Source organism: Faecalicoccus sp., from assembly GCF_036552745.1.
In the GTDB taxonomy this organism is placed as follows: Bacteria; Bacillota_I; Bacilli_A; order Erysipelotrichales; family Erysipelotrichaceae; genus Faecalicoccus.
On sequence record NZ_JAXKBY010000044.1, the window covers coordinates 1 to 1,841 of the forward strand.

General features: G+C 40.1%; 1 protein-coding gene and 1 other annotated feature. The gene reads left to right on the forward strand.

The window, feature by feature from the left end; translation table 11 throughout:
• The first annotated feature begins 160 nt into the window (after positions 1–160).
• Positions 161–372, forward strand: a binding site (T-box leader).
• A 33-nt stretch (positions 373–405) separates the two neighbouring features.
• Positions 406–1,841, forward strand: a 1,436-nt coding sequence (gene metG, locus U0M88_RS02310) for a methionine--tRNA ligase (RefSeq protein ID WP_331868781.1), incomplete at its 3' end; no start/stop codon positions are given.

Here is a 1,841-nt window from a genome sequence, read left to right on the forward strand (position 1 = left end):
AGCATACTGTGATCACTTATTCTAACCTCTTTATATTTTGCTTTTTCGAAAGATTCTTTTCTATTCATCTCTTGAAGACTTTTTCAGCAGCCTCGGTGTTTTCGCCTTCTTTTTTCTATGTACTTGTTTAAACAAAATTTCTATCGTATAATACAGGCATTAAAAGGCAAAGAAAAGTAGAGTACCATTTGGACTGTGCAAAGAGAGCAGAAGTTTGGTGAAATTCTGTGACAGAAAAGATGGGAACATGGACTTGGAGCCGTTCTTTTGAATAATGTAGAAAGAAACGTAGCCGGCGTTAACGGCCAATGAGGTATTTGTAATCTATACAGATACGAACTAAGGTGGTACCACGAAGCTTTCGTCCTTGGGAGGAAGGCTTTTTTTATTTTATAGGAGGACAATATGGAAAATAAAGGACCTTTTTATTTAACAACTGCAATCGCCTATACATCCGGAAGACCTCATATCGGAAATACGTATGAGATCATTTTAAGTGATGCGATTGCCCGCTTTAAAAGAGCACAGGGATACGATGTGTTCTTCCAGACCGGAACCGATGAACACGGTATCAAAATTGAAGAAAAGGCGAAGGAAGCCAGTGTATCCTGCCAGGAATTTGTCGATTCCATTTCGACAAAGATTCGCTCCAACTGGGATCTGATGAATACCAGCTATGATTACTTTATCCGTACTACGGACAAAGATCATATGAAGCGTGTACAGAAGATCTTCCGCAAGCTGTATGAACAGGGTGATATTTATAAAGGAGTGTATGAAGGATGGTATTGTACACCATGTGAGTCATTCTGGACGGAATCGCAGTTAGTGGATGGTAAATGTCCGGATTGTGGAAGACCGGTACAAAAAGCCAAAGAAGAAGCTTACTTCTTAAATTTACAGAAATATGCCGATCGCTTGATTCAATACATTGAAGAGCATCCGGATTTTATTCAGCCAGAATCTCGTAAAAACGAGATGTTGAATAACTTCTTACGCCCGGGATTACAAGATCTTTGTGTATCCAGAACTTCCTTTAAATGGGGAATTCCGGTTGATTTTGATGAAGGTCATATCGTTTATGTATGGATCGATGCGTTATCCAACTATATCACTTCATTAGGCTATGATGCCTATGGCAACAGTGATCCAAAGTATAAAAAATACTGGCCGGCTACCCACATCATCGGAAAAGACATACTGCGTTTCCATACAATCTACTGGCCGATTATCCTGATGGCTTTAGGAGAACCATTGCCAAAGAAAGTCTTCGGACATCCATGGCTTTTGATCGGGGATGGAAAAATGTCCAAATCTAAGGGAAATGTTATTTATGCCGAAGATTTGGTACGTCATTTTGGTGTGGATGCGGTGCGTTACTATTGCCTGCATGAAATGCCGTTTGCACAGGATGGAACGATCACATGGGAGTTGGTCGTAGAAAGAATCAATTCCGATCTGGCTAATATTTTAGGAAATCTGGTTTCTCGTACGGTAGCAATGTCCAATAAATATTTTGACGGACAGATTCTAAATCCACATGTTGAAGAAGATGTTGATAAAGAATTGATCGAACTGGCCCAGAACACGTTATCTAAAGTGGAAGCCAAAATGGAAGAACTGCGCGTGGGGGATGCGTTGGATGAAATCTTTACGCTGCTTCGTCGCTCCAATAAATACATTGATCAGACGATGCCTTGGGCGCTGGCCAAGGAAGAAGATAAAAAAGATCGTTTGGCAACTGTATTGTATAATTTATTGGAATCTATTCGTATCAGTGCTGTTTTATTGAAGAGTTTCCTGCCGGAAACAGCGGATAAGATCTTAGATACATTACATAC